The organism is Collinsella sp. TM06-3, assembly GCF_003436395.1.
Lineage (GTDB): Bacteria > Actinomycetota > Coriobacteriia > Coriobacteriales > Coriobacteriaceae > Collinsella.
The window spans coordinates 1-23,621 of record NZ_QSPG01000023.1 but is presented as its reverse complement, the minus strand read 5'-3'; the positions used below and the strand labels follow the sequence as shown (position 1 = coordinate 23,621).

Genomic DNA, 23,621 nt, shown 5'->3' with positions numbered 1-23,621 from the left:
TGTCCTTGCATCGTGGTCCGAGTTCCCGTATAGTACTTCTTCGCACGGGGGCGTAGCTCAGCTGGGAGAGCGCTTGACTGGCAGTCAAGAGGTCAGGGGTTCGATCCCCCTCGTCTCCACCCGAGCATTGAACTAGGCTCCAACGCAAGTTGGGGCCTATTTTCATATTAATCGATTTACACATCTGTTGGCTGGGCAGCATCTTGGCTACATATCCATTGTTAATCATGAATATGAATGTTAATAACTTTACGTCTGTGGATGGCAAAGCTAGTCCGCAGCACCAATAACAAAGAGGCCAGGCGTAACGCCCGGCCTTAAAACTCTCTGGTGGGCCCTCCGGGATTCGAACCCAGAACCCAGGGATTATGAGTCCCCTGCGCTAACCGTTGCGCCAAGAGCCCTTATGAACAGTGAATGCAATTCTAACAAAGGCAACTCAGACCTAATTTCTTCGCTTCACGACGTGAAATACTACCATGCACGAGCAAGTCGCACAACGCAAGATCAAGCCCGATGCTAATCAACAGCAATTCTAGGCGCGTCGCAGAAAAGACGCGATCTAAAAAATTTAAGGCCTTTAATTCAGGGCTCCAACACACTTTTGCGTGAAATCAACCTGATGCCATTTCAAAACCATGCCGGTTTACTACGACGAATCGGCGACCCCCGAGCACCGTGTGTTCTCCGTTTGCAAAACCGCAGGTAGGTAGCCCGCCGGTTGCACGAAAAGGCGTGCGTGGTTGGACATTCCTGATTTATCGTAGTAAACCGGCATGGTTCTGAGGCGCTGGGGAGGGGCGCTTCGCAATCGGACCCGATAATGGGACTGGCGGCGCACGGAAAACCCTGTTGAACGGGGCGCGTCGTGTTCCACGCGCCAAGTCGGCCGGCGTACGGGCTGTGCGGGGGCCAGGCGCCCCGCGGGCTGGCGCGGTCCCGTGCGCGCCGACACTCGCGAAAATTTTTCCAAAAATGTCCTTGCATCGTGGTCCGAGTTCCCGTATAGTACTTCTTCGCACGGGGGCGTAGCTCAGCTGGGAGAGCGCTTGACTGGCAGTCAAGAGGTCAGGGGTTCGATCCCCCTCGTCTCCACCCGAGCATTGAATGAGGCTCCAACGCAAGTTGGGGCCTTTTTTCATATAGGCACACAAGGTCAAAGGCGGCACCATGATCCTCCTGGTCGACAAGATCGAAAAAAGCTTCGGCGCGCGCGTCCTCTTTAGCGGCGCATCCTTCCAGATCAACCCCGGCGAGCGCTTCGCGCTCGTGGGCCCCAACGGCGCTGGCAAAACCACCATGCTCAAGATCATCATGGGCATCGACAGTCCCGATGCCGGCCAGGTCCAGTACGCCAAGGACTGCCAGGTAGGCTACCTAGAGCAGGAAACTAATCTGGAGCAAAAGGACACCACCATCCTTGCCGAGGTCATGGCCGCCGCCAAGGAAATCCGCCGCATGGGCGAGCGCGCCAACGAGCTGCAGGCCCAGATCACCGAGCTCTCCGATCAGGGCAAGGACGTCGACGCACTCCTCAACGAGTATGGCCAGGTCCAGGACCGCTTTGAGCACCTGGGCGGCTACGAGCTCGAGAGCAACGCCCGCAAGATCCTTTCCGGCCTGGGCTTTAAGGTCACCGACTTTGAGCGCCCGTGCTCCGAGTTCTCGGGTGGCTGGCAGATGCGCATCGCACTCGCCAAGCTATTCCTGCGCCACCCCGACCTGCTGCTTCTGGACGAGCCCACCAACCACCTGGACCTCGAAAGCGTCCAGTGGCTGCGCGGCTTTATCGCCAACTACGACGGCGCCGTCCTCATCGTCAGTCACGACCGTGCCTTCATGGACGCCTGCGTCGACCACGTCGCCGCTCTCGAAAACCGTCGCGTAACCACCTACACCGGCAATTACAGCAGCTACCTCAAGCAGCGCGAGGACAACCTGGAGCAGATGCGCGCCAAGCGCGCCGCCCAGGAGCGCGACATCGCCCACATGCAGGTCTTCGTCGACAAGTTCCGCTACAAGCCCACCAAGGCTGCCCAGGCTCAGGAGCGCATCCGAAAGATCGAGCAGATCAAAAAGGAGCTCGTCATCCTGCCCGAGGGCCACAAGCACATCGATTTTAAGTTCCCTGACCCGCCGCGCTCGGGCGACATGGTCGTGGGTCTGGAGGGCGTGTCCAAGTCTTACGGCGACAAGCACATCTACAGCGATATCGACCTCAAGCTCTACCGCGGCGAGCACGTGGCGCTCGTCGGCCCCAACGGCGCCGGCAAGTCCACGCTCATGAAGATCCTCGCCGGCCTGGAGCCGCCCACCACCGGCACCCGGGACCTGGGCACCAACGTGGGCGTGGCCTACTACGCCCAGCACGCACTCGAGGGCATGACCGAGTCCAATACCGTCCTGCAAGAGATCGACACCGTCACGCCCAAGTGGACCGTGCCGCAGCAGCGCAGCCTGCTGGGCGCCTTCCTGTTTAGCGACAATGATTCCATCGAAAAGCAGGTTCGCGTCCTCTCCGGAGGCGAAAAGGCGCGTCTGGCCCTGGCCAAAATGCTCGTGGCCCCCGAGGCGCTCCTGTGCCTGGACGAGCCCACCAACCACCTGGACATCGACTCGGTGGACATGCTCGAGAACGCCCTGCAGAACTTCCCCGGCACCATCGTGCTGATCAGCCACGACGAGCACCTGGTACGCGCTGTGGCCAACCGCATTATTGACATCCGCGATGGCAAGGTCACGGTCTACGACGGAGACTACGACTACTACCTCTACAAGCGCGAGGACCTCGCAGCCCGCGCCGCCGCCGAGGCGGCAGGGGAGAGTGCACCGGCCGCGACCAAGTCCGCTAAGGTCACCGCGGCCCAGCCCGACACCCCCGCCACCGCTTCCAAGCCTGCCGAGGGCAAAAAGACCAAGGAGCAAAAGCGCGCCGAGGCCCAGGCCCGCGCCGCGCTCAACAAAAAGCTCAAGGGCGTGCGCAACCAGCTCAAGAAGATCGAGGCGGAGCTCGACAAAAAGCGCGCCCGCTATGACGAGCTTATGGAATTGATGGCAAGCGAAGAGCTTTATGCCGATCAGGACAAGTTCAACGCCGCGCTGGGGGAATATAACGGCCTTAAGCAAGAGCTACCTAAGCTCGAGGACGAATGGCTCGAGCTTTCCACCCAGATCGAAGAGGAGACCGCGCGTGAACTCTCGTAAGGCTGCTGCCGTGGCAATGAGCATCATTGCCATCGTCTGTCGCATCTGCGGCATCTTTATGAGCGCGATGACCGTGCTGCTGTGCTTTAGCGGCCTCACCGCCAAGCTACAGATCGTGGGCTTTGTCGTTGAGCTTTCGCGCGCCCTGCCGAGCGCCATCGCCGGCTACGGCGTCATCACGTCACCCTTTGGCGGTGTGTTCCGCCTTGATTACGCCATCGTGGCCGTCATTTTGTTTGTGGCCGATTACCTGCTCACGCGCGCCTCGCGCCGCGTCCGCTAGGGGAGCGCCATGTCCAGCAGCTACCTCTTGAACCTGCTCGCCAGCGCCGTTGCCGTCATCGTGGGTATTGTCATCCACGAGAGCGCGCACGCCGCCGCAGCCTGGGCGCTCGGCGACAAGACGGCCCGTTCGCGCGGCCGTGTCTCGCTTAACCCGCTCAACCACATCGACCCGTTTGGCACCATCCTCCTGCCGCTGCTCATGCTCGCCGCCGGCGGCCCGGTGTTCGCCTTCGCCAAGCCGGTACCCGTCTACCTCAACAACCTCAAGCACCCCAAGCGCGACGAGGTCCTGGTGAGCGCTGCGGGCCCCGCGTCGAACATCGCACTCGCGTGCCTCGCTGCAGCGCTCATGCACGCTGCATATGGCAACCTCTACGCCGGCATGTCCTTTGCCGTGGCGTCCCAAATCATGAACTTCGGTGCCACGTTTATCGTGGTCAACCTGTCGCTCGCGTTCTTTAACCTCATCCCGATTCCGCCGCTCGACGGCTCGTCGATCATCGTGCCGTTCCTCAAAGGCAATGCGCTCGCCAACTACTACCGCCTGCAGCAATACGCCATGCCGATCCTCATCATCGTGCTGTACCTGCTGCCCATGTGGACCGGCATCGACGTGATCGGCCGCTATTTCGACGTTACCGTGTATCCGCTGGCCGAGTGGCTGCTCGACTTCGCAATCGCCGGCATCTAGGGTAAACTTACAGGTCGACCGTGCAAAACGGTCTCAACATGCACCCAAACCGCGCCGCGAAGGCGCCGTCAAAGGAGGTCGAAGATGTCGTATCGCGTGTCGACGCAGGTCTACAGCGGACCGTTCGACCTGCTGCTGCAGCTGGTAACTCGCCAAAAAGTAGATATCGGCGCCATCTCGATCAGCGAGGTGGCCGAGCAATACCTTGCCGAGGTCGAGCGCATCGAGGCGCTTGACCTGGACGTGGCGAGCGACTTTTTGCTGGTCGCGGCAACCCTTTTGGACATCAAGGCCGCCTCGCTGGTGCCCCAGGAGGCCCCGCGCACAGCTGACGACGATGACGAATTTGACGAAGATCTCGAGGAACTCAATGCGCTCGACGGCGATGCCCTGCGCGAGGTCCTGATCCAGCGCTTGATCGCCTACAAACAGTTTAAGGGCGCGGCGGCTGCCCTTGGCGCGCGCATGCAGGCCGAGAGCCGCATGCATCCGCGCGTGGCCGGCCCCGACCCCGAGTTCTTGGGCCTTATGCCCGACTATCTGGCCGGCATCACCCTGCGCGGCCTCGCCGTCATCTGCGCCGACCTGGACGGTAAGCGCCAGACCTTCCTGCTGGAAGCCGAGCACGTGGCACCGCATCGCGTGCCGCTCGACCTGACGGTGGCCTCGGTCGACCGCTTTACCATGGCGCATCAAACCTGCACCTTTCGCGAGCTGCTGGACGGCGACGCCACCACCGAGCAGCTCGTCGTCACCTTCCTGGCTATGCTCGAGCTCGCCAAACGCGGCTCGCTCACGCTAAGCCAGGACGAGATTTTTGGAACCATTCAAATCAACCGCGTCGAGGGCGCCGAGGCATACGTGCCCGGCGAGGGCCCCGAGCTCACCGAATAGGAGCGGCAACCATGTCAACCCTTTCCACGCTAGAGGCAAACAGCCTCAAAGGCGCCCTCGAGGCGCTGCTGCTGGTGTCGAGCGATCCCGTAAGCGCGCCCGCGCTGGCAGGTGCGCTGGATATCGCCCCCGGCGAGTGCGCATCGCTTTTGGCCGAGCTCAAGGTTGAGTACGAGGAGGCCAACCGTGGCTTTCAGCTGCGCGAGGTCGCCGGTGGCTGGCGCTTGTTCACGCACCCCGCCTACCACGATGTGGTCGAGGCCTACGTGCTGAGCTGGGACACGCAAAAGCTGTCGCAGGCGGCGCTCGAGACCCTGGCCGTCATCGCCTACCACCAGCCCGTCACGCGCGAGGTGGTCAAGGGCATCCGCGGCGTCAACTCCGACGGCGTCATCGCGTCGCTCGTGGACAAGGGTCTGGTGCGCGAGCTCGGTCGCGACCCCGAGCGCGGTCAGGCCATCATCTATGGCACGACCAATGCCTTCTTGGAAAAGTTCGGCCTGCGCTCCACCCGCGACCTGCCCGATCTGGAACAGTTTGCCCCCGACGAGCAGTCGCGCCAGTTTATCCGCGAGCGCCTGAGCGGCCGCAGCATTCAGTCCACGCTTGAGGAGCAGGCCGAGGACCTGGACGAAGAGCGCGAACTGCTCGATACCGATGTTGAAGATGTTGAGGCAGTCGAGGACTTGGAGACCCTGGTCGTCGACGAGGCCTCGGAGGGTTCGCATGACGAGGACTAACGAAGTAGGGGAGACGCACATCGCCGGCGTCTCGGGTGCGCCCGCGACCGACGCCCAGCCCGTCTACCCACACACGATGCGCCTACAGCGCTTTTTGGCGCGAGCGGGCGTGGCGAGCCGCCGTGGCTCGGAGGACCTGATGACCGCCGGCCGCGTGACCGTCAACGGCCAGGTCGCGACCGAGCTGGGCACCAAGGTCGACGTCGACCGCGACCACATCGAGGTCGACGGCATGCCCGTCAAGCTCAACCAAGGTGCCGTGTACCTGATGCTCTACAAGCCGACCGGCTACCTCACCACCATGAGCGATCCGCAGGAGCGCCCTTGCGTGGCCGACCTGGTCCCGCGCGACCGCTTTCCGGGGCTCTTTCCGGTGGGTCGCCTAGACCGCGACACCACGGGCCTTTTGCTTTTTACCACCGATGGCGACCTGTCGCAGGACCTGTTACACCCAAGCAAGCACGTCTACAAGACCTACCAGGCGCTCGTGGACGGCCACCTGACCGATCGCGACTTGGAACCACTCCGCCGCGGCATCGAGCTCGATGACGGCCTGTGCCAACCGGCGATCTGCCGCGTCATCAACGCGCGCGAGGCCGAGGCCGTGGCTCCGCAAGGTGTCAAGCCCGGCACCACCGCCGTGGAGGTCATCATCCGCGAGGGCCGCAAAAACCAGGTCAAGCGCATGCTGAGCAAGATCCACCACCCGGTGATCCGCCTGCACCGCTGCAACTTTGCCGGCCTGGAGCTCAAGGACGTGGCCAAGGGCTCATGGCGCGAGCTCACCGACCGCGAGGTACAGGTCCTCAAGGCCGGCGGCATCCCGCCCAAGCAGGCCAGCTCAAAGCGCGGTGACAAGGCCCTGGAAACCCCCGCAATCCGCACGCGTCACCACGGCAGCCACGGCTCCGCACCCAAGCGCAACACCTACCGCGAGCGCTACACGGGCTAGCCAGTCCGCCAAGCCGTAGCGTCCGCGTACCATACCAGCACGTCAACCACCGAAAGGAAGCATTGCATGATCGTCGCCATCGACGGCCCCGCCGGTTCCGGCAAGTCCACCATCGCCAAGGAGATCGCCCGCCAACTGGGCTTTAACAAGCTCGACACGGGCGCCATGTATCGCGCCGTCACCTTCGCCGCGCTCGACCGCGGCATCGACCTGGACGACGAGGCGGCCATCGATGCCCTCGCCGAACAGATCGAGATCCGCTTTACCAACGGCACCGGCGAGGACACGCGCCTGACCATCGACGGTGCGGACGCATCGGCTGCCATCCGCACCCCGCAGGTAGACGCCAATGTCTCCAAGGTCTCGGCCTACCCGGGCGTACGCGCCGCCATGCTCATCCATCAGCGACGCGCCGCCGAGGACCGCGATATCGTGGCCGAGGGTCGCGACATCGGCACCGTCGTGTTCCCCAACGCGCAGGTCAAGGTCTTCCTGACCGCCGACCCGCGCGAGCGCGCCCGTCGTCGCGTGCTGCAACGCCACCAAAACGACGCTCAGCCGCTCAGCACCGAGCAGCTCGAGACCGAGGTCGACGAAACCCTCGACGCCCTCAAGCAGCGCGACAAACTCGACAGCAGCCGCGAGGTCGCACCGCTCGTGCCCGCCGAGGACGCCGTGCACGTCGACTCCACCGCCCACACCATCGACGAGGTCGTCTCGATAATCGAGGGCCTCATCAACCAAAGGAGGTAGCCCATGCGCCTGTTTAAGCAGACGCCCGAGGATTACTACAACGCCCCCTACGCCGAGTTCCCGGCGCTCATCCGCGGCACCGTCGTCGTGGTCATGGCTATTCTGTGGGTCTTCTCCAAGCTCATGTGGCGCTGGAAGGTCGAAGACGTCGACCTGCTGTTTGAGCGCCAGGAAGGCCGCGGCAGCGTGGTCATCTGCAACCACACCTCGATGGCCGAGTTGCTGGCCGTGGAGACGGCACTGTTCTTTGGCGGCCGCCGTGTGCGCCCCATTTTTAAGTCCGAGTTCGCCAAGAGCAAGATTGTGCGCTGGGCCTTTAGCCGCGTGGGCGGCATTCCCGTCGAGCGTGGCACCGCCGACATGAAGTGCCTGCGCGCCGCACAGCATGCACTGCAGCGCGGTGAGGACGTCCTGATCTTCCCCGAGGGCACGCGCATCCGCTCGCGCGAGATCAAGCCCGAGGTCCACGGCGGCTTTGCGCTCATCGCCCAGATGGGCAAGGCGCCCGTCAACCCACTCGCCATTTGTGGCTGGTCCGACATTACGCCTAAGGGCAAAAAGCTCATGCGCCCCAAAAAGTGCTGGATCCGCGCCGGCAAGGCCATCTCGCTATCCGATGCTCCGGCCGAGCTCAAGCGCAAGGAGCGCCTGTCTTGGTTTGAGTCCGAGGCCATGGGCCGCGTCTACGCCATGCGCGACGACCTGTGCGCCGAGCACCCGGGCAGGTTCTAGCCATGGGTGAGAACGTCATGAATACCGCTGCGGCCGCCGCTGAGGAGGTCGTCCCCACCATCGAGATCGCTGCCCACGCGGGCACCTGCTACGGCGTACAGCGCGCGCTCGACATGGCGCTGGCCGCCGCGCCGCAGGCAGACGAGAGCACTCAGGTCCACACACTGGGTCCGCTCATTCATAACCCCATCGTGGTACGCGAGCTCGCCGAGGCGGGCGTCGGTCTGGCCGAGACCCTGGACGACGCCGCATCGGGCACCGTGATCATCCGCGCTCACGGCGTGGTGCCGCAGGTAATCGAGGCCGCTCGCGAGCGTGCCCTCGACGTGGTCGACGCCACCTGCCCCTACGTGAAGAAGGTCCATTTGGCTGCCGAGCGCTTAGTGCGCGAGGGCTACCGTGTGATCGTCGTGGGCGAGCCGGGTCACCCCGAGGTCGAGGGCATTCTTGGCCACGCTGGTGATGACGCTCAAGTCGTGAGTTGTGCTGCCGATGCGGACGCGCTGCCACTCAAGGGCAAGGTGGGTCTGGTTGTGCAGACCACCCAGACCGCGCAGAACCTGGCCGAGGTTGTGGCCTCCATCACCCCACGCGTGCAGGAACTGCGCGTGATCAACACCATTTGCGCAGCCACGAGCGAGCGCCAGCAGGCAGCCGCAACCCTCGCCAACCGCTGTGATTGCATGGTCGTTGTGGGCGGAAAGAACTCGGGCAACACGCGTCGCCTGGCACAGATCTGCGCTGATGCCTGTGAGCACACGCATCACATCGAGGAAGCTTCCGAGCTCGAGGCCGCATGGTTTGCCGACGCGCGCCACATCGGCATCACCGCCGGAGCCTCCACCCCGCAAGAACACATCGAACGCGCCGTTGAGCGCATCAAGGAGCTTTGCCGCTAATCATGGACCAGACCGTACCCGCATACGCCACCGAGGTGGCCGATTACGGGCGCAGCCGCGACCCCGAGCCGGGTGAGGGCGCGCTCGTTAAGAACGTGCGTCCCGAATCGCCCGCATGGGATGTGGGTATCGAGCCGGGCATGCGCGTGCTCACGGTCAACGGTGAGCGGCTCACCGACATGATCGTGTGGCTCTGGGAGGCCGACGAAGACACCGTGGAGTTGGAGGTTTTCGACCCGCGCGACGGCACCGTCACCCCCGTGGAGCTCGATCGCTTTCCCGGCGAGGATTGGGGCCTTGAGTTCGATGGACCCATCTTTGACGGCATGCGTACCTGCGTCAACGCCTGCGTGTTCTGCTTTATGACGATGCTGCCCAAGGGCGGCCGCTCCACGCTCTACATTCGCGATGATGACTACCGCCTAAGCTTTTTGCAGGGCAACTTTGTCACGCTCACGAACCTTTCCGACGAGGACGTGCAAAACGTCATCGACCGCAACATGAGTCCGATGAACGTGTCGGTCCACGCCGTGAGCCCCGATATTCGCCGCCGCATGATGGGCCGCAACGCCCAGCGCGGCATGGACGTGCTCGAGGCCATCATGGCAGCCGGCATCGAGATTCACGCGCAGATCGTGTTGTGCCCCGGCATGAACGACGGCGAAGAACTGCTAAAGACGCTTCGCTTTTGCGAGGATCACGAACAGATCACGAGCCTGGGAATTGTGCCGCTCGGTTTTACCAAGCATCAGAACCGTTTTAGCTGGTCCTACAGCGATAAGCCCGAGCTCGCACGCGAAACCATTGCCATGATCCGGCCTTTCCAGGACCGTGCCTTCGAGCGCTTTGGCCGCCACACCTTCCAGATGAGCGACGAGTTCTATCTGGACGCCGGCATCGAGCCGCCCGAGGCAGACTTTTACGACGGCTACCCGCAGTACTATGACGGCATCGGCATGATCCGCTCCTATCTGGACGAGACCGACAACGTGCTCGCCGCCGATGCCGAGCGCCTGACCCGCGTTCGCGAGGGAATCGCCGCCCGTGGCCAGCGCTTGCTGTGCCTCTCGGGCGCCAGCGCGCGTGATACGGTCGCGCGCTTTGTGGAATCGCCGCACGGCCTCGCCGGCACCGTCACAGCCATCAAAAACCGCTACTTTGGCGGCAACGTGGACGTGACCGGACTCATCGTCGCGAGCGATATCCTGGAGCAGCTGCCGCAAGATCTGTCGGGGGTTATGCTCTTTGTGCCTAAGCTCATGTTCAACGCTGACGGCATGACGCTTGACGAGTATCATCGTGACGATTTACTCGCAAGCCTTACCAGTCGCGGCGCCGAGATTCATGTGGTGTCGACCATGCCGCATGAGCTGCTCGATACCCTGGAGCACATCCTTGGCATTGTGCCTGCCGACTCTACTAATTCCGCTGACCCTACCCATTAAAGGAGAGCAGATGAAACCTATCGTCGCCGTCGTCGGACGCCCTAACGTGGGCAAGTCCACGCTCGTTAACCGCCTAGCCCAGACCTCGGACGCCATCGTCCACGAGTCCCGCGGCGTCACGCGCGACCGCTCGTATCACACGGCCGATTGGAACGGCCGCGAGTTCACCATCGTCGACACGGGCGGTATCGAGCCGCTCAAGAGCGACGACGTCTTTGCCACGTCCATCCGCGACCAGGCCCTTGCCGCCGCCGAGGAAGCCGCTGTCATCCTGTTTGTGGTCGACGGCCGCACCGGCGTCACCGAGGAGGACGAGTCAGTCGCCCGTATGCTCAAGCGCTGCGACAAGCCGGTCTTTCTGCTGGTGAACAAGCTCGACAACCCCGATCGCGAGAACGACAACATCTGGGAGTTCTATTCGCTCGGCATCGGTGAGCCTACGCCGCTCTCGGCCCTACACGGCCATGGCACGGGCGACCTGCTCGACGACATCGTGGCGCTGCTGCCGGAGGAAGAGGACGAGGTCTCCGACGAGTTCCCCGATGCATTGAACGTGGCCATCATCGGCCGCCCCAATGCCGGTAAGTCGTCGCTGTTCAACCGCATTCTGGGCGCCGATCGCTCCATCGTGTCCAACATTGCCGGCACCACGCGCGACGCCATCGATACCGTCGTCGAGCGCGACGGCAAGCACTACCGTATGGTCGACACCGCGGGCATTCGCAAAAAGAGCACCGTGTACGAGAACATCGAGTACTACTCCATGGTCCGCGGCCTGCGCGCCATCGACCGCGCCGACGTGGCGCTGCTCGTCGTCGATGCCTCCGTGGGCGTCACCGAGCAGGACCAGAAGGTCATGGGTCTTGCCATCGAGCGCGGCTGTGCCATCGTGGTGCTGCTCAACAAGTGGGATCTGCTCGACGATGACCGCAAGCGCGAGGCCTGCATGGAGACCGTCGACCGCCGTCTGGGTGTCATGGCTCCCTGGGCCCAGTACCTGCGCATCTCTGCCCTCACCGGTCGCAGCGTCGAGAAGATCTGGGCCATGGTCGACGCCGCCGAGAAGACGCGTTCGCAAAAGATCTCCACCTCGCGCCTCAACACGTTCCTCACCGACCTGCGCGAGTTTGGCCACACCGTGGTGGACGGCAAGCGCCGCCTGCGCATGCACTACGTGACCCAGACGGGCGTCAACCCGCCGACGTTCACGTTCTTCGTCAACCACAGCGACCTGGTCAATGACACCTACCAGCGTTACGTGGAGAACCGCATGCGCTCGACCTTCAACTTCGCCGGTACGCCCATCCGACTCTTCTTTAGGAAGAAGGAGCAAAAGGATGCTTAATCCGATTCTGCTGACCGCCATCTGCGCCGTGGTATCGTTCTTTATCGGAGCGATTCCGTTTGGCCTGATCCTGGGCCGCGTGTTCAACCACACCGATATTCGCAAAGCGGGCTCCGGCAACATCGGCACCACCAACGCCCTGCGCGTGGCCGGCCCCAAGGTGGCCGCGCTCACGCTGCTGCTCGATTGCCTGAAGGGCGCCATCTGCGTCCTTATCGCGCGTTCGCTCATCGCGAGCGTGGGCTATGGCTTTCCCGTGAGCATCATGGCTCCCGGTGCCGCCGGCGACTGGATGCTCGGCCTCATCTGCCTGGCTGCCGTGTGGGGACACATCTTCTCGCCCTACCTTAACTTCCACGGCGGTAAGGGTATCGCTGTGGGCCTGGGCGTGATTCTTGCCTGGTACTGGCCCATTGGTCTGTCGCTGCTGGGCATGTTTATTGTGACCGTCGCCATCACCAAGTACGTGTCGGTGGGCTCACTTGCCGCCGCCATCGGTCTTCCCATCGCCGTCTGCGCGGTCTTTCCGTACAGCAGCCTGGGCCTCAAGTTTTGCATGGCGATGATCGGCATCACCGTGGTGTGGGCCCATCGTGCGAACATCAAAAAGCTCATGACGGGTAAGGAGTCCAAACTCTCGTTTACCAAGCGCGTCACCGAGCCCGACGATAAGTAGGAGAGAGTCATGAATGTTGCGCTGATTGGCTCCGGCTCCTGGGGAACCGCCGTCGCCGGCCTTGCCGCCGCGCGAGCCGAGCGCGTGACCATGTGGGCCCATAGCGAGCAGACGGCCGCCGGCATTAACGGCGAGCATCGCAACCCCCGGTATCTGGTGGACTACGAGCTGCCGGAAAATGTCGTCGCCACGACGGACCTGGCTCAGGCGCTCGACGGCGCCGAGGCCATCATCTTTGCCGTGCCTTCGACGCATCTGCGCGACGTCTGTCACCAGGCGGCACCCTTTATCGCCGCCGACACCCCGGCGCTCTGTCTTACCAAGGGTATTGAGCCCGAGTCCGGCCTGCTCATGAGCGAGGTCATCGCCAGCGAGATCGGCAACGAGTCGCGCGTGGCGGCGCTTTCGGGCCCCAACCATGCCGAGGAGATCTGCCGTGGCGGACTTTCGGCCGCCGTCATCGCCAGTGAAGACACACAGGTGGGGAAGACCTTTAAGGAGCTGTTGCTTTCCACGGCCTTCCGAATCTATCTGTCGCAGGACATGACCGGTGTTGAGGTCTGCGGCGCCATGAAAAACGTCATCGCCATCGTGTGCGGCATCTCCGCCGGCTCGGGCGCGGGCGACAATACGCTCGCCCTTATCATGACGCGCGGCTTGGCCGAGATCAGTCGCTTGGTGCATGCCCGCGGCGGCCAGGCCATGACCTGTATGGGACTTGCCGGCATGGGCGACCTTATTGCCACCTGCACCTCCGAGCATTCGCGCAACCGCACCTTTGGCTACGAGTTCGCTCACGGCGTGTCGCTCGACGAGTACCAGGCACGCACGCATATGGTGGTCGAGGGTGCCGTCGCGGCCCGCAGCGTGAGCGAGCTCGCCCGTTCACTGGGCGTAGACATTCCGCTCACCTTTGCCGTGGAGCAAACGCTCTACAACGGTGTTACTTTGGATAGGGCGCTCGAGATTCTTACCGATCGCGTCCCATCGCATGAGTTCTACGGACTCACCGACTAGCGCAGAAAGGCATCTACCATGGGTTCTATCAAAATCGCTCCTTCCGTCCTTTCGGCCGACATGGCCAACCTCAAGGGCGAGCTCGACAAGATCGCCGGCGCCGACTACGTGCACTTCGACGTCATGGACGGTCACTTTACCGGCAACCTGACTTTTGGCGTTGACATCCTCAAGGCCGTCAAGCGCTCCACCGACGTGCCGGTCGACGCGCACCTGATGGTGTCGAACCCCGACGAGACGGTTGATTGGTACGCCGACGCCGGTGCCGATATGATCACCGTGCACTACGAGGCCTCCACACACCTGCACCGCACGCTCACGCATCTGCAGCAGCGCGGCGTCAAGGCCGGCGTGGTGCTCAACCCCGCCACCCCCGTCTGCGTGCTCGAAAGCATCATCGACGTTGTCGACATGGTGCCGCTGATGAGCGTGAACCCTGGCTTTGGCGGCCAGAGCTTTATCCCTGGTACTATTGCCAAACTGCACGAGCTTACGGCCATGTGCGAGCGCCACGGCGTGTCGCCTCTGATCGAGGTCGATGGCGGCATCTCTTCCAAAAACATCGCCGAGGTCGTCAAGGCTGGCGCCAACGTGCTCGTGGCCGGTTCTGCCGTATTTAAGTCCAAAGATCCCGCTGCCGAGGTTGCGCTGCTGCAGAAACTGGGCAACGAGGCCGCACAGGAGGCATAAACCCTTATGACTGCAGGTCAAAACCGCATACCCGTGAATCTTGACTATGCCGCCTCGACGCCCATGCGCGCCGAGGCGCGCCTTGCGCAGCGCGAATATGACGACAGCGAGCTTGCCGGCGTCAACCCCAACTCACTGCACTCGCTTGGCCGCAAGGCCGCTGCACGCCTGGAAGTCGCCCGTCGCGAGATCGCCCGTAGCTTTGGCGCACGCGTTCGCCCGTCCGAGATTATCCTTACCAACGGCGGCACCGAGGCCAACCAGCTGGCGCTGCTCGGTCTTGCCGAGGGCGCTCGTCAGCGCGATCGCAAGCACGACCGTGTCATCGTTTCGGCCATCGAGCACGATTCGATTTTGGACAACCTGCCGCTCCTGCGTGCCGCCGGCTTTACCGTCGACATGGTGCAGCCCTGCCGCGCGGGCTACATTGAGCCTGCCGCTCTTGTCGAGCTGCTAGGCGACGATGTTGCGCTCGTGAGCATTATGGTCGCCAACAACGAGACCGGCGTGGTGCAGCCAATCCGCGAGCTGGCCGCTGCCGCACATGCTGCCGGCGCCTTGTTTCATACCGATGCCATCCAGGGCTACTTGCATATTCCGCTCGATGTCACCGAGCTGGGCGTCGATGCCATGACCGTTGCCGCGCACAAGATCGGCGGCCCTGTGGCATCCGGCGCGCTCTACCTTAAGAGCCGCACGCCGCTGCGTCCGCGCATCTTTGGCGGTGGACAGGAAGCTGGCCGTCGCGCCGGTACGCAGGATCTGCGCACGCAGCTGGCTTTTGCCGCTGCCGCCTGCACGCTGGCGCCCCGCGTGGCCCAGGAGCGCGCGGAACTGCAGACCTTGTCCGACAAGCTCTACGCCACGCTTACGGTCCATCCTCGCATTCACGCCACGATGGGCGACTACGCGCAGGCCGATCGTCTGCCAGGTATGGTTTCGATCTACGTTGACGGCATGGACTCCGAAGAGCTCATCATCAAGCTCGATGCCGCCGGTTTTGAGGTTTCGGCCGGATCGGCTTGCTCGAGCGGCAGCATGGACCCGAGCCACGTGCTCAGTGCCATGGGCATTGGTCGCGAGCAGGCGCTAGGCGCACTGCGCATCTCGTTTGATGACCGCGTGAACCCTGCCGACCTGGATGAGTTCGCGCAGACGCTGCTCTCGATCGTAGGCGCCGCATGATCGTCTCCGAGCTTGAACGTGCGCTGCTGGCACGCTACCCCAAGGCGGACGCCGAGGGCTGGGATCATGTTGGGCTATCTGTGGGAGATCCCGCTGCCAAGATCACTGGTGTTGCCTGCGCACTCGACGCGACCGAGGCCAACGTGCACCGCGCCCTGGAGTCCGGCGCCAACGTGCTGCTGACGCATCATCCCATCTATATCAAGGCGCCCGAGGCCTTTTGTCCGGCCGATCCCGCGCGTCCCCAGTGCAGCGCCACGCTGTACGAGACGGCTCGTTGCGGCGTGAGCATCATCTCGCTTCACACCAACCTGGACCGCTCGCACGAAGCGCGCGTTCGCCTGAGCGAGTTGCTGGGCGCAGAGCCCATGAGCTCGCTGGAGCGCAAGGACGACCCCGAGGCCTGCGGACTGGGCGTACTCGCGACCCTCCACGACCCCTGCAGCCTGCACAACCTTGCCGCACGCGCCGCAGCGGCGTTTGGCAGCGACCCGCGCGTGTGGGGCGAGGCCGATCACCCGTGCCGAACCATCGCAATTTTGGGCGGTTCGCTGGGTGACTTTGGCGAACTTGCCATCGCCGCCGCTGCGGATGTCATCGTGACCGGAGAGGCGGGCTATCACGTGGCGCAAGACCTTGCTTTACGCGGGCTGCCGGTGATCCTGCTCGGCCACGATCGCTCCGAGGAGCCGTTCGTGGATATCTTGATGAACTCTGCGGTTGACGCCGGGGTCGACCCCCGTCATGCGATTAAAATACTGAACCCTTGCCAATGGTGGACTGTGACAAAAGGAGAGAACTTATGAGCGCCGGCGCTACGCTACTCAAGCTGCAACAGATCGATTTGGAGCTCGCCCGCAACAAGAGCGAACTTGCCAATATGCCGGAGCTCAAGGAGCTCGCTTCCAAGCGCAAGACCTATGTGAAGCTCAAGTCCGAGATGACCAAGCTCTACGCCCAGCGCAAGGATCTGGACATTGAGCTCGACGATCTCAACACCACCGAGATTCAGACCAACAACGCCATCGAGGCCGCCAAGAAGCGCCACGTGGACGGCTCCGACTACCGCGAGGTTCAGGACCTGGAGAACGAGCTCGCCACCCTGGCCAAGCGCTTGGACAAGATCAAGCACACCCGCAAGGACGTCGTCGTCGCCCATAAGGAAGCGCTTGACCGAGAGGCTCGCGCGCAGGCCATCATCGCCAAGTTCGAGGAGGGTGTGAAGGCCGATACCAAGGCTGCCCGCGCCAAGGCTGCCAATCTGCAGGCTCAGATCGATGCCGCCACCAAGGAGCGCACCGCCCTTGCCGCCACGCTGCCGACCGACGTGCTCACCGATTACGAACGTCTGCTCAAGCAGTTCCGCGGCCTGGCCGTCGAGACCATCAAGGGCAACATCCCCACGGTCTGCCACACCGCGCTGCAGGCATCGTCCATGAGCGACCTCAACCACGACGGTAGCGAGATTACGCACTGCCCGTACTGCCACCGCCTGCTGGTGCTCCCGAGCAAGGAAGCTTAAACGATGGCGGCACCCAACAATTCAATGCAACTTGAGGGAAAAACGATCCTGCTGGGCATTACCGGCGGGATCGCCGCCTATAAGTCGTGCAATATCGTGCGCCTGCTCCAAAAGCGCGGCGCGCACGTCAAGGTCGTCATGAGCGAGCATGCCACTGAGTTTGTGGGGCCGCTCACCTTCCGCGCGCTCACCAATGAGCCGGTCGCGGTTGGGCTATTCGACGACCCGTCTGACCCCATCCACCATATCTCGCTGGCGCAGGAGCCCGACTTGGTGGTCGTGGCGCCCGCGACGGCCAATATCATCGCCAAGATGGCCAACGGCATCGCCGATGACCTCATCTCCACAACGTTGCTTGCGACACCGCGGCCCGTCGTTATCGCGCCGGCCATGAACAATGGCATGTGGAAGGCGTCGGCCACGCAGGCCAATATGGCCACGCTGTGCGAGCGCGGCGTCCGCGTGGTGGGACCCGGCAGTGGCTACCTTGCCTGCGGCGACGTGGACACGGGGCGCATGAGCGAACCCGAGGACATCGTCGAGGCCGTCTGCGAGGTGCTCAATCCCGTGCAACAAGACCTGGCGGGCAAGCGCATCGTCATTACCGCCGGCCCCACGCATGAGCCGATTGACCCCGTGCGCTTCATTGGCAACCGTTCTTCGGGCAAGATGGGTATCGCCCTGGCGGGGGAGGCCGCACGTCGCGGTGCCGCCGTCACGCTCGTGCTGGGACCGACATCGCTCGACGTTCCCCACGGCGTGGAGTGCGTGCACGTACAGACCGCCTCAGAAATGCTCAAGGCAGCGCTGAGCGCCTTCCAGACGGCCGACGCGGCCATTTGCGCCGCCGCCGTCGCCGACTACACGCCGGCGGCCCCGGCGGACCATAAGCTCAAAAAGGCCAACGAGCGCCTGGATCGAATCGAGCTCGTCGAAACGGTCGATATTTTGGCCGAGCTCTCGCGTCAGAAAGGCGAGCGATGCGTGATCGGATTTGCGGCCGAGACCGATAACGTCGTGGAGTACGCGCAGCGCAAACTTGTCCGCAAGGGTTGCGATGTTATTATCGCCAACGATGTCTCGCGCGCCGATTCAGGCTTTGGAACCGACACTAACAAAGCCTGGATTGTGAGCACAACGGGTACGCAAGAACTTCCCGTTCTAACAAAACCCCAGCTCGCAGATACAATTTTGAACTTGCTTCAAAATTTGTAAAAAAGTTCTTGCACAAGTCTAAAGTTTCGGGTTAATATATTCCCTGTTGCGAGCGAGAGCAGAGCAACAAACAAAAGCTTCGGGACGTGGCGCAGCTTGGTAGCGCACTTGACTGGGGGTCAAGGGGTCGCTGGTTCGAATCCAGTCGTCCCGACCAGAAGTTTGCAGGTCAGGCACCTAGTGCCTGACCTTTTTTGTTTTAAGCAATTGCTTAATATTAAGTAAGCAACAGGGTGTCAAAAATCTACCTGCGCGATACTCGCTTTTTGCGGCTACTTGCGCGTTTTGCACACGCTTGAGCCGATTTATTAACGCGATATGAATCTACATACGCGTAGCTGGTATGCAGCCGAGTACAGGCTGTATTTATCGCGGCGATTAACACAGATATAGCGACTATAACGGACAAGCGTGTCGCTGTTTTTATTCCAGTAGTTCACTTGATCGGTGGACATGTGGGCTGTTGCAACGAAACGCCAAGCAGGATGGGCTCTATACGAGGACGCCGCAGGGCAATGGCGGGGGAGTGCGGCGGGCGCTCTGAGAGCCGCTGTATGACCCCATTTCCCCTCAACCCGACTACCTGTGCCACGAACATCAGACCGTTCGAGTAACCGCCAAAAGAAAAGCCCGCGCGAAGTTGCGCAGGCTTTTCGCTAGACAAGCTAGAAGCCAGGCTAGAAGCACCAAGCGGGGCAGACGCAAAGCGAAGCGCTCGCGTCGTCGCCACGCGACGGCCTGCCAGTGCCGGTGACGTCGAGGAAGTACGCAGAAAGTTTCGGTAACACCGAACGCTCCCACCATAAGCTGCTAATGGCAATGGCAGAGTTGGGATTATCGTTATTCGTCACCTTGCCCTTGAAGGCCTCGTACTGGCTACCCTCGGAGGAACTCCAGGGGTAGTCAGAGGCCCAAAGGGAAGTGAAGTCGGAGGTCCAATGGGAGGTGCAGGGCGCGATCTCGGAGTAGCTGAGAAGGAACAGCCTGTCCGAGGTCGCGGTTACGGCGGCGTTCTTATCGATTCCGCCGACGTTGTTCGTGAGCTTCCTGACGGTCTTCACCTTGGACTGGAAATCGGGCGGCATGAGGCTCCAGATCTCGCCGGAGTTCATCTTCGCACGGAGCTCCGACTTCTCCCAGCCACCGGCGTTGGTGTCGGTGGCGTTCATGCGGGGCGAAATACCCGTCGAGGTGGTGAGGAACGTCAGCCCCGCCTAGCCCGAGCCGTCGGCCAAATCGTCATGGTTGATGCCGATGATGCGGTATTCGAGCGTCTTCCCATCGGTGAGCTTCATCGTGAACTTGGTGCCGGCATCCATGGCGGCCTTCGCCTTGGCGTAGGCGGGAGACGCCTTGCCCTTCGTGGCGATGTCCTCTGCCACGGCCTTCTGCTCACCGAGCGTCCAGTCCTTCGCGTCCTTGGCGATGGCCGCCTGGACGGTCGCGGAATCGGCCCCTGTGGAGCCGCCACCGGATGTTCCACCGTCCTCGACGCCACCGGTCGCCCCGCTGTTCACCGTGTTGCCGACCAGGTTGAACTGGTTTCGGATGGCCCCGGCCACGCTGGGTCCCGCGAACACGATCACCAGGCCGATGACCGCGATAATCAGGACGTACTCGATGATAGATTGCCCGCGAAGGCGGATACCTCTAGGAGATACCCCCCCCCCGAAGGTTAATTGCCGCTGCATGAATATGCGACTCCATTCGCTCAGGGTGAATAGAAACGGCTTGAGCGTAGGACTATTCCAATGGGTTGCGCTGGACTTGCCGCAGCGGCAAAGAGTAATTAGCCCAACGTCTGCGCAGCTTAACCGACCGCTCACACAATCGAATTTGTTGCTCAACAAATTCGCAGGTAAGGACAGCAGAATTGGTGTTACCGGAAGTTACGGAGGACCGCCGGTGTCGAGGCGGGCGGTCGAGAAGAAGGGACTAAAAATGAGAAGCCTGGAGCTGATAATCTTCTTCCTGCCTCTCTTGGCGATCGCCGCCAACATCTGCGGCGTAGCGGAGCTCGTTAAGATTGCCAGGGCCAAGGGGCATTACACCAATGGCGCGGGAATCCTCTGGTTCATCGGCCTTTTCGGCACCGCGCTCATGGTCGGCCTGATCGTCTGCGCTCTGCCCGACCGAGCTGCACCGGCGCCCAGCGCACAAAGGGACGAAGACGCCCTGCCCGAGGTGTAGTAATGTCGAAATACAAGATCGCCTACCGCGACGCCAATCCCTCCTGGCAGGAGCTTTGCCCTGTCAGGATGTTAGCCATCCAAGTTTCCAGAGACACCGAGATGGGAGCCTGCTTCCTCCAAACAAAGATCGTCAACGTATCGACGAAACCCATCAGCCGCATAGAGTTCACTGTCGGGCTCGAGGGCGAGGGAGGGGAGACGGAGACCGTCGACTTCTCGCTCCTAGATGCCGACCTGCCCGCCGGCGAGGTGCTCAGGCCCAAGGCGGTGAGAATCAAGCTGTCTGTTATCACCGGCTCGCGTGCCGTTGTGACCCGAGCGGACGGCGAGACCTCCTTCGGCGACCCGATCGACATCGATAGCCCCGCGCCACTCGCACTCAACGGGGTCGAGGAGTCGGAACGCGATGTCCTGCTCTCCGAGATGGGGGCCGATACCTTCAAATGCGCGGGCGTCCATTCCGAACACGACGGGTGGTGGCAGTGCGGCTGCGGTGCGGTGAACCTCAAGCGCGGTACCTGCTGGAACTGCGGCGCCGTGCGCGAGAAAATGGCGGATCTGGAAGATGCCGCGTTCCTGGATGAATCCAGAAGGGACAGGGTCTACAAGACGAGCGTCGCGATACTCGAGAAGGGCAACAGGAAGGAAGCTGAAGCCGCCAAGGAGAGCCTCGAGAGGCTGGCCGAGCAGGGCTACGGGGATTCGGGCGAGAAGGCAAGAGAGGCCGGCATGAAGATTGCGAACCTCTCGAAACGGAGGAAGAAGATAGCCGTCGCGGGCCTTGGGAAGGATTACGCCGGGGACGTTCTTGTTGGAGTCGCTATGCAGTGTATTCGGGCTGATGTTCCAGTCGGAACAATCCAGATGGAGACTCCGACACTGCTCGGACATTCCCGTTAAGTCATATACAGCACTGAAATCGCACTTGGCACCGAGACCAGTTACGTCCACATCCGCGTCCGGAACGAATCGAAGCGGTATCCCGTTTCAAAACGTATGCGTTTCACCATGAGAGAGGGATCTGTCATGAGCTGGAAACCGAGAAAATGCGTTATCGCCTTACTGACCCTGGCGACTCTGACGTGTTTCGCCGCCTTAATCGCCGTCAATATCAAACCGCAACACGATGCTTATCCCTCATCTTTGTCCATTAAAATGGGCCAAAATTTCAGCCTCGGCCGAAACGTCAATTATTTTAACAAGCTAAAACCTAATGAGGAAAATATCTTGATGTTCTGGGCATCGTGGTGTCAGCACTGCGAATCTCTCATAGAAGATATGCAACAACTTGATAATTTCGCAGCCTTAAGGAAGAACCTTTTCACTGTTTCCGAGGACAGCACAATTGAAGAAGCCTCGGTCCATGAAGGAGACTTTCCCATATACATAGATTAAGATAAGACCGTGTATGACCAATATGAACTTGAGCATATTCCGTCCGTATTCATACTGGATGATCAAGGAAACATCATCGGCTTATCCGAAGGAGAGGAAGAACCTCTTGCCTTATTAAAGAAATACGCCAAATACAACGGATATAAAGCGGAAGGAGGCGACATCAAGTAACTATCAAAGGCCAGATTAAGGAGCCAGCCATGAAGAAATGCCTGCCCTCCATCGTCTCAGCAGCTCTTTGCCTCTCCCTTGTCATGACACCATTTGTGCCCGTTGCGGCAGCCTATGCCGACGAGGGGTCTCCCGCCGAGAGCAGCGAGATCTACGTCGGAGACAACTACGATGAAAAATACGATATATCCCTTTTTGAGCGCGGACGCTGCACGGATTCATATTCCAAGGCGTGGTCCGATTCTCACGGATTTGCAAATAACCGCACCGTCCCTCACAAGGTCAAGCTGAACGCGAAGGAGGAGTCTTGCCTGCGCGATCCCTACCTTGCTGGCACCGCTGAAGTTATCGCCGGTCTCGTGACAACCGGTCTTGGCGGCGGCTTGTTTGCAACCGCAATGGCATCGTACCGACTTTTCACTTACATGTTCTAAAAGGAAGTTGCCATGCTGTCGCAAAATCAATCGAGATACTTGGTCACAATCGGCTTTGCCCTGCTTGCATTACTATTTGCTAGCGACCTTTTGCTGAAACCGCCCAAGGAACTCGTTTTGCTTGCCATAGACTGCCTTTCCGCCCTTTACTTTACGGCAACCCTATTCGTCGGACTAAAGGAGAGGAAAAAAGGCGCAGTCGCCGCATCCGCCGTATGCTTGATCATAACCATTGCATCATTCTTTATCTGACACATTGGTGATTTAGGGGCGATATCGTAGGAATACGACCGGGAGAGCCGAGACCAGATTGCCCGGGTTGCCCGGTCGGCTCGCGCGACGGCGCGGCGGTTCCACAGAAAGCTCTCCGGACTTCACGCCGTTTCTGATCGCATTGTAGACAGCCATCTCGTCTTCGCAGTCGGCGAGCACGCGGTGTGCGTCGTCGTTTTGGATGTCCAGTAAATCTCGAAGGTCCTCCATGCACCAGCGTCCGAGATTTGGCCATGCGCGTTGCGCGAGCTGATAAGTGTCGATTGCGATGTTGTAGTTAAAGTCCAAGCCAAAGCCGTCCCAGGCAGAACGGTTTTGTTTCCTTGATTATCAACTTCATCCGGACACTTCCCGCATCCATCCGTGTGTGTACGGATGAATGCGGGATTCGATACCCCGGCGGTCTGATCGGCAGGCCGCCGGGAACTCTCACTCCTCGATAAAAGCCGGCACCCGGTTAGTCCTGCGCATCTTGAAATTGCCATTTTCGTGGGAGACGTAGAGGATGCCGTCCATCCCGTCTCGCGATGCATATGAAAGGTGAACAGAACCGCAATCCGCTCCATCATTGTCGAGAAGATCGAACGAATTCGGGTCGCTCGTTGCGGCCAAACGACCACTCATACAAGAGCCATCGTCATTACAGATTTGCCATTCCATGTCTTCGCCTGCAAGAATCGCCATAGACGGCCTGGTCGCGCCATCGTTGACATACATCCCGTCTATGCCAAACCCATTTTCAGCGCCATCGATGAACGACTGTTCGGACCTATACCTCGCAAATGATGCACTTAGCACCATTGCAAGACAAAGTACAAAGCCAACAATCGCTATCTTTGCATAGCTCTTGCCTATCATGTCATTCATCTCCCTCGTATGTATCGAGGTATTCCTGCTTGAGCGTCTGCGAG

The 23,621-nt window shown here is 61.2% G+C and carries 27 protein-coding genes and 4 tRNA genes; 26 read left to right on the top strand and 5 right to left on the bottom strand.

Annotated elements, in window-relative coordinates; all coding sequences use genetic code 11:
• Positions 1-46: 46 nt before the first annotated feature.
• Positions 47-119 (top strand) — tRNA-Ala (locus DXD56_RS08470).
• 209 nt (positions 120-328) lie between these two features.
• Here DXD56_RS08470 and DXD56_RS08465 read toward each other — a convergent pair.
• Positions 329-404: transfer RNA gene (locus tag DXD56_RS08465), tRNA-Ile, on the bottom strand.
• A 618-nt stretch (positions 405-1,022) separates the two neighbouring features.
• On the opposite strand from DXD56_RS08465, the gene DXD56_RS08460 reads away from it, so the two are divergent.
• The 20 genes from DXD56_RS08460 to DXD56_RS08365 all read left to right on the top strand — a co-directional run bounded on the left by DXD56_RS08460 (position 1,023) and on the right by DXD56_RS08365 (position 18,402).
• Positions 1,023-1,095: transfer RNA gene (locus DXD56_RS08460), tRNA-Ala, on the top strand.
• A 75-nt stretch (positions 1,096-1,170) separates the two neighbouring features.
• Positions 1,171-3,204: an ABC-F family ATP-binding cassette domain-containing protein gene (locus DXD56_RS08455; RefSeq protein ID WP_117640888.1), complete on the top strand. Its 2,034-nt coding sequence runs from the start codon at positions 1,171-1,173 to the stop codon at positions 3,202-3,204.
• Positions 3,191-3,487, top strand: coding sequence for a hypothetical protein (locus tag DXD56_RS08450; RefSeq protein ID WP_233524970.1), 297 nt, complete (start codon positions 3,191-3,193; stop codon positions 3,485-3,487). Before DXD56_RS08455 ends, DXD56_RS08450 begins: the two co-directional genes overlap by 14 nt.
• Before the next feature lie 9 nt (positions 3,488-3,496).
• The gene (locus tag DXD56_RS08445) at positions 3,497-4,180 is read left to right on the top strand and encodes a site-2 protease family protein (RefSeq protein ID WP_117640887.1); all 684 of its coding nucleotides are present in this window, start codon (positions 3,497-3,499) and stop codon (positions 4,178-4,180) included.
• 84 nt (positions 4,181-4,264) lie between these two features.
• Positions 4,265-5,074: a ScpA family protein gene (locus DXD56_RS08440; protein ID WP_117640886.1), complete on the top strand. Its 810-nt coding sequence runs from the start codon at positions 4,265-4,267 to the stop codon at positions 5,072-5,074.
• Between the two features lie 11 nt (positions 5,075-5,085).
• Complete coding sequence (gene scpB, locus DXD56_RS08435) at positions 5,086-5,814, top strand: SMC-Scp complex subunit ScpB (protein WP_117640885.1); 729 nt, start codon at positions 5,086-5,088, stop codon at positions 5,812-5,814.
• Positions 5,801-6,766, top strand: a complete 966-nt coding sequence (locus DXD56_RS08430; protein ID WP_117640884.1) for a pseudouridine synthase — start codon at positions 5,801-5,803, stop codon at positions 6,764-6,766. Before scpB ends, DXD56_RS08430 begins: the two co-directional genes overlap by 14 nt.
• A gap of 66 nt (positions 6,767-6,832) precedes the next feature.
• Positions 6,833-7,519, top strand: coding sequence for a (d)CMP kinase (cmk, locus tag DXD56_RS08425; protein ID WP_117640883.1), 687 nt, complete (start codon positions 6,833-6,835; stop codon positions 7,517-7,519).
• Positions 7,520-7,522: 3 nt separating this feature from the next.
• The gene (locus DXD56_RS08420; RefSeq protein ID WP_117640882.1) at positions 7,523-8,251 is read left to right on the top strand and encodes a lysophospholipid acyltransferase family protein; all 729 of its coding nucleotides are present in this window, start codon (positions 7,523-7,525) and stop codon (positions 8,249-8,251) included.
• A 2-nt stretch (positions 8,252-8,253) separates the two neighbouring features.
• Positions 8,254-9,150: a 4-hydroxy-3-methylbut-2-enyl diphosphate reductase gene (locus tag DXD56_RS08415; RefSeq protein ID WP_117640881.1), complete on the top strand. Its 897-nt coding sequence runs from the start codon at positions 8,254-8,256 to the stop codon at positions 9,148-9,150.
• A 2-nt stretch (positions 9,151-9,152) separates the two neighbouring features.
• A complete protein-coding gene (locus tag DXD56_RS08410) occupies positions 9,153-10,595 on the top strand; it encodes a DUF512 domain-containing protein (RefSeq protein ID WP_117640880.1) in 1,443 nt (480 codons plus the stop codon).
• 10 nt (positions 10,596-10,605) lie between these two features.
• Entirely contained in the window at positions 10,606-11,940 is a 1,335-nt protein-coding gene (der, locus tag DXD56_RS08405; protein ID WP_117640879.1) for a ribosome biogenesis GTPase Der, read from the top strand.
• Positions 11,933-12,616 carry a glycerol-3-phosphate 1-O-acyltransferase PlsY gene (plsY, locus tag DXD56_RS08400; RefSeq protein WP_117640878.1) on the top strand — a complete coding sequence of 228 codons (684 nt, stop codon included), beginning with the start codon at positions 11,933-11,935 and terminating at the stop codon, positions 12,614-12,616. Before der ends, plsY begins: the two co-directional genes overlap by 8 nt.
• Before the next feature lie 9 nt (positions 12,617-12,625).
• Positions 12,626-13,633 carry an NAD(P)H-dependent glycerol-3-phosphate dehydrogenase gene (locus DXD56_RS08395; RefSeq protein WP_117640877.1) on the top strand — a complete coding sequence of 336 codons (1,008 nt, stop codon included), beginning with the start codon at positions 12,626-12,628 and terminating at the stop codon, positions 13,631-13,633.
• Between the two features lie 18 nt (positions 13,634-13,651).
• The gene (gene rpe / locus DXD56_RS08390) at positions 13,652-14,323 is read left to right on the top strand and encodes a ribulose-phosphate 3-epimerase (protein ID WP_117640876.1); all 672 of its coding nucleotides are present in this window, start codon (positions 13,652-13,654) and stop codon (positions 14,321-14,323) included.
• A gap of 6 nt (positions 14,324-14,329) precedes the next feature.
• Entirely contained in the window at positions 14,330-15,508 is a 1,179-nt protein-coding gene (locus DXD56_RS08385) for a cysteine desulfurase family protein (protein ID WP_117640875.1), read from the top strand.
• Positions 15,505-16,314: a Nif3-like dinuclear metal center hexameric protein gene (locus DXD56_RS08380; RefSeq protein ID WP_117640874.1), complete on the top strand. Its 810-nt coding sequence runs from the start codon at positions 15,505-15,507 to the stop codon at positions 16,312-16,314. Before DXD56_RS08385 ends, DXD56_RS08380 begins: the two co-directional genes overlap by 4 nt.
• Complete coding sequence (locus tag DXD56_RS08375; RefSeq protein ID WP_117637010.1) at positions 16,311-17,030, top strand: zinc ribbon domain-containing protein; 720 nt, start codon at positions 16,311-16,313, stop codon at positions 17,028-17,030. Before DXD56_RS08380 ends, DXD56_RS08375 begins: the two co-directional genes overlap by 4 nt.
• Positions 17,031-17,033: 3 nt before the next feature.
• Positions 17,034-18,245, top strand: a complete 1,212-nt coding sequence (gene coaBC, locus DXD56_RS08370) for a bifunctional phosphopantothenoylcysteine decarboxylase/phosphopantothenate--cysteine ligase CoaBC (RefSeq protein ID WP_233503114.1) — start codon at positions 17,034-17,036, stop codon at positions 18,243-18,245.
• An 80-nt stretch (positions 18,246-18,325) separates the two neighbouring features.
• Positions 18,326-18,402: transfer RNA gene (locus DXD56_RS08365), tRNA-Pro, on the top strand.
• A 520-nt stretch (positions 18,403-18,922) separates the two neighbouring features.
• On the opposite strand, the gene DXD56_RS08360 is transcribed toward DXD56_RS08365, so the two are convergent.
• Both DXD56_RS08360 and DXD56_RS08355 read right to left on the bottom strand, forming a co-directional pair.
• A complete protein-coding gene (locus DXD56_RS08360) occupies positions 18,923-19,453 on the bottom strand; it encodes a DUF6273 domain-containing protein (protein WP_255413151.1) in 531 nt (176 codons plus the stop codon).
• 6 nt (positions 19,454-19,459) lie between these two features.
• Positions 19,460-19,807 carry a hypothetical protein gene (locus DXD56_RS08355; RefSeq protein ID WP_147325200.1) on the bottom strand — a complete coding sequence of 116 codons (348 nt, stop codon included), beginning with the start codon at positions 19,805-19,807 and terminating at the stop codon, positions 19,460-19,462.
• Positions 19,808-20,186: 379 nt separating this feature from the next.
• On the opposite strand from DXD56_RS08355, the gene DXD56_RS08350 reads away from it, so the two are divergent.
• The 5 genes from DXD56_RS08350 (at position 20,187) to DXD56_RS08330 (ending at position 22,689) form a co-directional block, all read left to right on the top strand.
• Positions 20,187-20,435: a hypothetical protein gene (locus DXD56_RS08350; RefSeq protein ID WP_117638267.1), complete on the top strand. Its 249-nt coding sequence runs from the start codon at positions 20,187-20,189 to the stop codon at positions 20,433-20,435.
• A 2-nt stretch (positions 20,436-20,437) separates the two neighbouring features.
• Positions 20,438-21,337 (top strand): hypothetical protein, encoded by a 900-nt coding sequence (locus DXD56_RS08345; protein WP_117640872.1) that lies wholly within the window; start codon positions 20,438-20,440, stop codon positions 21,335-21,337.
• Between the two features lie 126 nt (positions 21,338-21,463).
• Positions 21,464-21,832 (top strand): hypothetical protein, encoded by a 369-nt coding sequence (locus tag DXD56_RS08340; protein WP_117640871.1) that lies wholly within the window; start codon positions 21,464-21,466, stop codon positions 21,830-21,832.
• 200 nt (positions 21,833-22,032) lie between these two features.
• Positions 22,033-22,437, top strand: a complete 405-nt coding sequence (locus DXD56_RS08335) for a hypothetical protein (protein ID WP_117640870.1) — start codon at positions 22,033-22,035, stop codon at positions 22,435-22,437.
• A 12-nt stretch (positions 22,438-22,449) separates the two neighbouring features.
• Entirely contained in the window at positions 22,450-22,689 is a 240-nt protein-coding gene (locus DXD56_RS08330; RefSeq protein WP_117640869.1) for a hypothetical protein, read from the top strand.
• A 12-nt stretch (positions 22,690-22,701) separates the two neighbouring features.
• Here DXD56_RS08330 and DXD56_RS08325 read toward each other — a convergent pair whose 3' ends face one another.
• Positions 22,702-22,920, bottom strand: a complete 219-nt coding sequence (locus tag DXD56_RS08325) for a hypothetical protein (RefSeq protein WP_147325199.1) — start codon at positions 22,918-22,920, stop codon at positions 22,702-22,704.
• Between the two features lie 219 nt (positions 22,921-23,139).
• The gene (locus tag DXD56_RS08320; protein WP_147325198.1) at positions 23,140-23,568 is read right to left on the bottom strand and encodes a hypothetical protein; all 429 of its coding nucleotides are present in this window, start codon (positions 23,566-23,568) and stop codon (positions 23,140-23,142) included.
• Between the last annotated feature and the right edge of the window lie 53 nt (positions 23,569-23,621).